This window comes from Terriglobales bacterium (genome assembly GCA_035691485.1).
Classification (GTDB): Bacteria; Acidobacteriota; Terriglobia; order Terriglobales; family Acidobacteriaceae; genus JAIQGF01.
This window is the reverse complement of the sequence record DASSIZ010000069.1, coordinates 251,281-258,958: the sequence shown is the minus strand read 5'-3', so window position 1 is coordinate 258,958 and position 7,678 is coordinate 251,281. Positions and strand designations below refer to the sequence as shown.

Sequence of the window (7,678 nt, the reverse complement as noted above, 5' to 3'; positions counted from 1 at the left end):
GATGATCCTGGACCGCAAACCAACCTCGGAAATCCGCCGCGCCGCCCGCGAAGAAGGAATGCATTTCCTGCGCGAGTCGGCGCTTGATAAAGTAAAAGCCGGCATCACCACGCTGAAGGAGATCAACAAGGTCACGTTTATTCAGACAGAACGCTAATGAGGTAAGCCGCCGCCACTTCGACGCGCCACCCGCGCTCGGCACCTGTTTTTCAGCGCGCGACTTCCACACGCAGCCGAAGCGAGTCTCAAAGCGCAACAATGCCTGCCTAGCCGACGCGGCTAATTCTATTGTTCTATTGACGGGACCAATTGCTACAGTTATTTTGACGGTCGTTCACGCCGGGTGATGGCGCGTATGGTTTGGCCTGGCAAACAATCGAACAATGCACGTCATACGGTAGGCACGAGTATGAATGCTGATCCTGGGATTGAAGAGAAGCGCCGCACCAAAAGATATCCTTTCACCGTGGTCGTCACTATCCAGGAACTTTCTGCCGGGCAAAAAATTTCCGAGAATTCATCTACCATCGGCTGCGTCAGTCGCAACGCCAGCGAGAGCGGCATATGCTTGTCGACTGCTGTGCCGTTGCCGTATTCGGCCGTAGTTCGCTGTGATATCTCGGTCGATCTCCGGATCACCATCCCCACGATGGCCCAGGTTCGCTGGGTTCAGAGAGGTCACGCCGGCGAGTATCGTAGCGGCCTCGCCTACATACTTTAGCCAGACCTGATCCAGTTTCCGGTCCGACTTTTTGATTACAAGCAGCCCCGTCGGATTAGAATAGATAACGCAATCCGATTTCGAACTGCGCGCCTGTTTCTTCCACCCACACCACTTGCATCAGCGTCGGGATGGCGATGTGCAGGTCGAGCATGCCAATTTGGCACTGCACAACGGTGTTGCCCACCATCGGGACCGGGCTGGCGATGCAGATGCCGCCTCGGCTGAAGTTCAGTACTTCCGCGGAAATGACACCGCCAATATCGCAAGAAAATTGCTGGATATTAACATCGGCCGCTTGCGTTAATCGCCGCTGGCGCCGGCGATCATTGCGCTCCATCACGCTCTTTACACGGTTGCGGACCTCGGGGCTGACTCGGCCACCCTCGACGATCGTCTCGGGCAAAGGCTCCCAGTTGGAGATGGCGGTTCCGGAAAAAGGCTTTGGAGACGGGTCAGATGCTTCGTCCAGCAAGGAGGATCCCCATCCAACTAACCGAACCGCGCCTTTGCCCGTCCCCACCTTATCTTCGCATATCCGCCGCTTTGCCATAAAGTCCTTATCGTGCTCCCTGCAGAGGAGACGAGTGAGATAGCCTATTTTGCAAAGAAAATTGGTAACATCGGCGGAGGGGATGTCTGGCACACGCAAAACCTCGTCTGGTCAGGAACTTGGCGATGCCGCCGGCGCGGGCAAGACGGCAGTCATGGCCCGGCTTGCGGGTCTGGACCGGCTTGTTTCTGAGCTCTTCGCCGCTTCCGAGGCTGTGCGCTATGGCTTTTCCCAACCCGTATTTGCCGGCCTTTTAGCCGAAGCGCTGAACAAGTATCTCGAGCCGGATTGCGACGATTCCCGCCTCCGTGAATTCCTTTCTGCCCTACACGTACAAGAACTTGTGCTGGCACGAGCCTGTGCTGCGGGGAACCAGACCGCATGGGACGCCTTCCTATCGCGCTTCCGGGAGCCGCTTTACGAGGCCGGCATCGCGATTGCCAAGGATTACGTGGCCGGCCGCGAGTTGGCGGACTCCCTCTATGCCGATTTATGCGGGGCCGGTTCTCACGGAACCACTCCTCTGAACTCCTACATGGGCTACGGTTCCCTGGAGGGCTGGCTGCGGACGATTATGGCCAGGTCGTTTATTGATCGCTACCGCAGCGAGCACCGCCTGATCAGCCTGGAAGAGGAAGCCGAAGACGGAATGCAACTGGCTGCACCCGCTCTCGAGCTGCCCGCTACCGTCGATGCCCGCTTGGAAGAGGCGATTGACGAAGCGTTGAGCGACCTGGATGCCGAGGAACGCTACATTCTCGCTTCCTTCTTTCTGCATGACCGCACCCTTGCCGAAATCTCCCGGGTTCTGAAACTGCACGAATCCACAGTCAGCCGCCGCATTCAGAAGATCACTGTAGATATAAGAAAACAAATCATTAAGGGCATGATGCGCCGGGGCATGACCCGCCGCCAGGCGGATGAGGCCCTGGTCACCGATGTCCGCGACCTGCGGACCGATGTTCGCGCCCACCTGCAAGAAAATTTGCAAGATGGCAAAACTATTCCGTCTCCTACACAGGGATCAGATACGGCAAAGGTTGACGATGACTGCTGATGGAGGCAACAAGATGCTTGAGTTCCCCGAGATTGCTCGGCGGCGCCTGAGCTGTACGCAACAGCCGGGAGAGCACCCGGACCCGGGCATGCTGGCTGCATTTGTTGAAGGCACCATAACACCCACCCATCGCCGGGAAGTCTTGGACCATCTTGTCGGTTGTTCAGAATGCAATCGGGTGGTTGCCCTGGTTGTGCCCGAGCAGGCACTCGCCCCGATCTCGAGACCGGTTCCTGCCTCCCGCCGCTGGTTTGCTTGGGAGCCTCTTCGTTGGGCCGCCGCATCCGTTGCCGCCGCTGTCGTCGTCAGCGTTCTGTGGATAGGGCCAACCAGCCACCAGCCGCCGGCTGCAACGTCGGCATCTCTAAAACCCTCCCCAAGCGCCACAATGGCATCGCCACCGGCCAGCGCAGTGGCTCAGTCGAGCCAGGCTGCTCGTGAACCATTGCGGTCTCCGGCCCCCAAGCCCCGCGAGTTGGCTAAGGTCCCCGCATCGGGATCGGTGACGGAGTTCAATCCGGCGGTTGCCGCCGAGAGCCGGCCGGCGGTTCCGGGAAAGATTCGGGGAGAGACAGCATTTCAGACTTCCATAATTTCAAGCGCTGCGCCGCCCCTACCAGCGCCCGCGCCGGCGGTTACTCCGGAAACGTCGCCGGCACTTCAACCGGCCGGTCCCAGCGCGCCGGCATACATCGGTCCGATGATGTCTGTGGGAGAAAACGGCGAGTTGCAAAGGTCGGTCGATGGCGGCCGTGCATGGACCGCGATCGCGGTTCCGCATCGAGCGCCGCTGCGGGCTTTATCGATTCAGAATCAGGATATATGGGTGGGTGGCGACTCCGGCGGCTTGTTCCACTCTACCGATGGTGGTCAGACCTGGGCCGCGGTGGCGCCGTTCTCCAATGGCCAGACGCTCACAGACGACATTACTCGAATCGCATTCATGGATGAGCGCCACGGCTGGCTCATCACCAAGAATGGTGATAATTGGGTCACGGTCGATGGGGGCGCGACGTGGGCACTTCGATCAGCGCGTAAGTAGGCTGCTCTTAGAAACCCGCTCGGCATTACGTCGGTAATTTGCTGGGCCGGGCTCTTCTTGATATTCAGAAGGTCAGATTCCCCGGTTGCTCATCGTTTCTGGGGATCCTCCTTGGACGGGGACCTGTGGGGACAGGTCCCTTGCCGCCTCTGAGGAATCCCAAGCTCCCACCGATCAAGCATTCAGAACTATGCGCCTGTGAGCATCCGGTATTGTGCGTCGGTCAGGGGGACCACTGACAATCGTCCCTGACGCAGCAATGGAGAATCGCGAAACGCGGGGTGGGCCTTGATTTCCGCCAGCGACGTGGGTTTAGCCAGCTCACGTCCAGCTTTGATTTTTACGAGTGGGGTCTTCGGATTGCCGGCATCCACGCTCTCCACCGCGGCCGTGCCTACGGTCCGGCGCTCGTCGCCCGTGTGATAAATGATCAGATCATCGCCCGGTTTCATGCCGCGCAAATTCTTCAGCGCGACCGGGTTGGTCACACCGTCCCAGGTGGTGCTCTTGTCTCGCTGCAGATCCGCGAAGGAATATTCGGAAGGCTCAGTTTTCAGCAGATAGTGCATAGGCAAGTCGGAGATCCAGAAGGTGAAACGGCTTTATCCGGTCTTGCGCTGGTCTGAGCGCCTCGGAATCGATACCGGCGGTTTCTTGGCAACCTGCTCTTCTTCCTCTTCGCAGGCAAAGCAACCGTCACAATGACGGCATAGCAGGTGCTCGCACAATTCGTAGCCACACTTGCGGCATGATGGCAGCTGGTCGTAAACGCCGCCCTGTTGCTCCAGCCACTGATCGTGATTGCTCATGACATCACCTCAGGCTCCGGCAGCGGATTTCCGGCCCTTCCTCGACTTTTCCGAACGACTTTCAGAAGCAGACGATGATTCTCCCGCGGCCACCGAACGCACCGGCTTCTTGGCCGCGGCCAGGCTCGCCTTGAGCGCTTCCATGATGTCAATCACCGGCGCCAGTTGCTGTGCCGCCGGGGCCTCGACCACCTGCCGCCCTTCGACCTTGGCTTTGATCATCGCCATCAGGTTTTCGCGGTACGAATCCTTGTACTTGGCAGGCTCAAAATCGGCGGCGAGGGAATTGATCAGCGTCATTGCCAGCTCAAGTTCCTTGTCTTTAACCAAGCCCGCGTCGGTGCGGAATTCTTCCACCTTGCGCACTTCATCTTCGTAATACATGGTGTGCAGCAGGAGACCGCGATGACCGGGGCGCAGGATCACGATGTGCTCGCGGTTGTGCATCGCAATCTTCGCGATGCCGACGTATCCCGAGCGTCGCAGCGCCTCAAACAGCAGCGCGTACGGCTTCTCGCCGGCATCATCGGGCGCCATGTAGTACGAGCTTTCGTAGTACACCGTGTCGACCTGCTCGGTCTTCACGAACTCCAGGATTTCCATGGTGCGCGAGGAAGGCGGCGCCGCCTTTTTGATGTCGTCCTCGCTGACGACGACATACTTGTCCTTTTCGTACTCGTAACCCTTCACGAGTTCGTTGCGCGCAACCGGCTTGTCTTCGGCCTGGCAGTACAGGACCTGCTTCACGCGGGAGTGATCAGCCGCGTGCAGTTGATTGAAACTGACCGTCTCGCTGCGCGCAGCGCTGAACAGTTTTACCGGTAGAGACACCAATCCAAACGTGAGGTGCCCCTTCCATACAGTGGATGCCATCCTTCACCTCGCCAGAGCGTTCGGGGGAGAAAGGGATAATAGAAGTATCATGGAATCAGCGGATTTCCAAGTCACCTATGACCCTGAAGGACTACTCCCGTAAGCGCGACTTTGCCCGGACCCCCGAACCCCAGGGCCGGACGCCCGGACCAGCCGCCAGCCGTTTCGTGGTGCACCGTCATGCCTCGAGACGGCTCCATTACGACTTGCGGCTGGAAATTGGCGGCGCTCTGAAGTCGTGGGCTGTGCCCAAGGGCCCGACGCTCGACCCCAAGGAGAAGCGCCTGGCGGTTCACGTCGAGGATCACCCCCTGGAGTACGGCGATTTTGAGGGAACTATTCCGGCAGGGAATTACGGCGCCGGAGTCGTTACAGTGTGGGACCGGGGGACGTTCGAACTGCTAGGCGAGCAGAATGCGGAGCAGCAACTGGAGCGCGGCGACTTCAAGTTTCAACTGCATGGCAACAAGCTCATGGGCAACTTCGCCCTGGTGCGGATCAAGAACAGCAAGAAGAACGAGTGGCTGCTGCTGAAGAAGCCGGACTTCGCGGCGCAAGTGGGGTGGGATGCCGAAGATCATCTGGAACCGGTGCGTGGGGGCATCGCGGATCTGCCGGAAGTTGTGGGAGCGAAGCCGGCGCCGATGCCGGATCGCATTGAACCCATGCTGGCTACTCTCGATCGGACGTTGCCTGAGGGGAGTGAATGGGCCTACGAGATCAAGTGGGACGGGTTTCGCGGCCTGTGCTTTTTCTCCGCGGGCAAGCTGCGAATTGTGTCGCGGAATGGTCACCTGCTGAACGGACATTTCCCCGAACTGCAGGAATTGACAGCGTCCATCTCCGCCGATACAGCCATCATTGACTGCGAGATTGTTGCCTTCGAAGCTGACGGCCGGCCGAATTTCAGCCTGATGCAGCAAAGAACCGGCTTCGTGCCCGTCGAAACGCGGAATCGCGCGCCGGTATCACTGGTTGCCTTCGATCTTCTCTATATCAACGGATACGATCTTCGCGATGTCGCGCTCAGCGAGCGTCAGAAATTGTTGCGCAGCGTGGTGCGGACGGGGCCGCATCTGCGCCTGTCGGAGTGTTTTTCCGGCGCCGGCAAAGATGTGCTGCAGGCTGCTCGCGAGCACAGCCTGGAAGGCGTGGTTGCCAAGCGCCTCGACAGCAAGTACGAGCCGGGCCGCAGCCGCTGCTGGGTCAAAGTGAAATTCGATACGCAGAGCGAGTTTGTGATTTGCGGCTACACCGTTGGCCGGCGAAAACCGTTCTCCTCGCTGGTCCTGGGCTGCTACGACAACGACTCGCTGACCTGGGCCGGCAATGTCGGCACCGGGTTCACAGAAAAATCGCTGGCCGAGATCCACTCCCAACTGCAGCCGCTGTTAAGCAAGAAAAGCCAGCTCGCGCTTTCTCCCGATGTCGGGGAAGTAACATGGCTTTTGCCGCGCCTGGTGTGCTCGGTGCGCTACACCGGTTGGGGCGCCGACAATCATCTGCGGGCTCCGGTTTTCGCCGGCATGCGGCCTGACCTGGAAGCGCGCGACTGCGTGCGCGAATCTGGTCAGGAGCCGTCAAACCCGCCAGCCAATGACGCCAAGCTGCTGCCCGCGGGCAAGGCGGAATTCATCGCCACGATCGACGGTCGGCAGCTGAAATTCACCAATCTCAAGAAGGTGTTCTACCCTGCCGATGGCTACACCAAGCGCGACGTCATCAACTACTACTCCGACGTCGCGCCATTGCTGGTGCCGCACCTTGCCGGCAGGCCACTCTCGCTGAAGCGGTATCCCAACGGCATCGACGGTGAATATTTCTTTCAGAAAGACGCGCCGGCCTCGTTCCCGTCATGGCTGCGCACCGAAAAAATCGCCGCCGAAGAGAACGCGCCGCCCAAGCGATTCGTGATTTGCGACGATCACGCTACGCTCCTGTATCTGGCCAATCTCGGCTGCATCGACCAGAACCCGTGGTTCAGCCGCGCGGGATCCCTGGATTGTCCGGATTTCATCGTGCTTGATCTTGATCCCTACCACTGCGGCTTCGATCGCATCGTGGAGGCGGCGCAACTGGTTCGCCGAAAGCTGGAGGAAATTGAACTGCAGGGCTATCCCAAAACCACCGGCGGAGATGGCATGCATGTCTACGTTCCCATCGCGCCCATTTATACCTACGAGCAGGTGCGCACGTTTGCCGAAATCATTGCGCGCATGGTGATCGCCGAACGTCCCGAGTTATTCACCACCCCGCGCGCGGTCACGCAACGCGAAAAAGGAAAAGTCTATTTTGATTACCTGCAGATCTCCTGGGGCAAAACCATCTCCGCGCCTTACGTTCTGCGGGCACACAACCTGGCGCCGGTCGCGACTCCATTGCGCTGGGCCGAGGTGAAGGCTGGGCTTTCTCCTCTGGATTTCACGCTGGCCAACGTTCGCGCCCGTTTCCACCACCTGGGCGACATCTTCGCGCCTGTGCTCTCCAATTCCCAGCGCCTGGAAACGGCCATGCAGCGTCTGGATCGGCTTCTTCGCCGCGAAAAGTGACTTCCGCCCCGGCGTGCTTCGGACTGCCTCCGGCCGCTCAAAACCTGTCCCCACTGGGCCGCCGCTAATCGGCT

General features: G+C 59.4%; 7 protein-coding genes. 3 read left to right on the top strand and 4 right to left on the bottom strand.

Going from position 1 to position 7,678, the window contains the following annotated elements:
* Positions 1–776: 776 nt before the first annotated feature.
* Positions 777–1,196: a PilZ domain-containing protein gene (locus VFI82_09590; GenBank protein ID HET7184928.1), complete on the bottom strand. Its 420-nt coding sequence runs from the start codon at positions 1,194–1,196 to the stop codon at positions 777–779.
* A gap of 127 nt (positions 1,197–1,323) precedes the next feature.
* On the opposite strand from VFI82_09590, the gene VFI82_09585 reads away from it, so the two are divergent.
* Together VFI82_09585 and VFI82_09580 are read left to right on the top strand one after the other, a co-directional pair.
* Positions 1,324–2,331: a sigma-70 family RNA polymerase sigma factor gene (locus tag VFI82_09585; GenBank protein ID HET7184927.1), complete on the top strand. Its 1,008-nt coding sequence runs from the start codon at positions 1,324–1,326 to the stop codon at positions 2,329–2,331.
* Between the two features lie 709 nt (positions 2,332–3,040).
* Positions 3,041–3,373: a YCF48-related protein gene (locus VFI82_09580; GenBank protein ID HET7184926.1), complete on the top strand. Its 333-nt coding sequence runs from the start codon at positions 3,041–3,043 to the stop codon at positions 3,371–3,373.
* Between the two features lie 188 nt (positions 3,374–3,561).
* On the opposite strand, the gene VFI82_09575 is transcribed toward VFI82_09580, so the two are convergent.
* From VFI82_09575 to VFI82_09565, 3 genes are read right to left on the bottom strand one after another with little or no spacing between them, the layout of a single operon-like run.
* Positions 3,562–3,942 carry an EVE domain-containing protein gene (locus VFI82_09575; GenBank protein HET7184925.1) on the bottom strand — a complete coding sequence of 127 codons (381 nt, stop codon included), beginning with the start codon at positions 3,940–3,942 and terminating at the stop codon, positions 3,562–3,564.
* A 33-nt stretch (positions 3,943–3,975) separates the two neighbouring features.
* Positions 3,976–4,182 (bottom strand): hypothetical protein, encoded by a 207-nt coding sequence (locus VFI82_09570; GenBank protein HET7184924.1) that lies wholly within the window; start codon positions 4,180–4,182, stop codon positions 3,976–3,978.
* Between the two features lie 9 nt (positions 4,183–4,191).
* Positions 4,192–5,055 carry a Ku protein gene (locus VFI82_09565; GenBank protein ID HET7184923.1) on the bottom strand — a complete coding sequence of 288 codons (864 nt, stop codon included), beginning with the start codon at positions 5,053–5,055 and terminating at the stop codon, positions 4,192–4,194.
* A 77-nt stretch (positions 5,056–5,132) separates the two neighbouring features.
* Between VFI82_09565 and ligD the strand changes: the two genes are divergently transcribed.
* Positions 5,133–7,604 carry a DNA ligase D gene (ligD, locus tag VFI82_09560; GenBank protein HET7184922.1) on the top strand — a complete coding sequence of 824 codons (2,472 nt, stop codon included), beginning with the start codon at positions 5,133–5,135 and terminating at the stop codon, positions 7,602–7,604.
* Positions 7,605–7,678: the final 74 nt, after the last annotated feature.

Bases quoted from the DNA above. Each gene is read 5' to 3' on its own strand.
- VFI82_09570 (HET7184924.1), bottom strand. From the start codon at position 4,182: ATGAGCAATCACGATCAGTGGCTGGAGCAACAGGGCGGCGTTTACGAC.
- VFI82_09575 (HET7184925.1), bottom strand. From the start codon at position 3,942: ATGCACTATCTGCTGAAAACTGAGCCTTCCGAATATTCCTTCGCGGAT.
- ligD (HET7184922.1), top strand. From the start codon at position 5,133: ATGACCCTGAAGGACTACTCCCGTAAGCGCGACTTTGCCCGGACCCCC.
- VFI82_09565 (HET7184923.1), bottom strand. From the start codon at position 5,055: ATGGCATCCACTGTATGGAAGGGGCACCTCACGTTTGGATTGGTGTCT.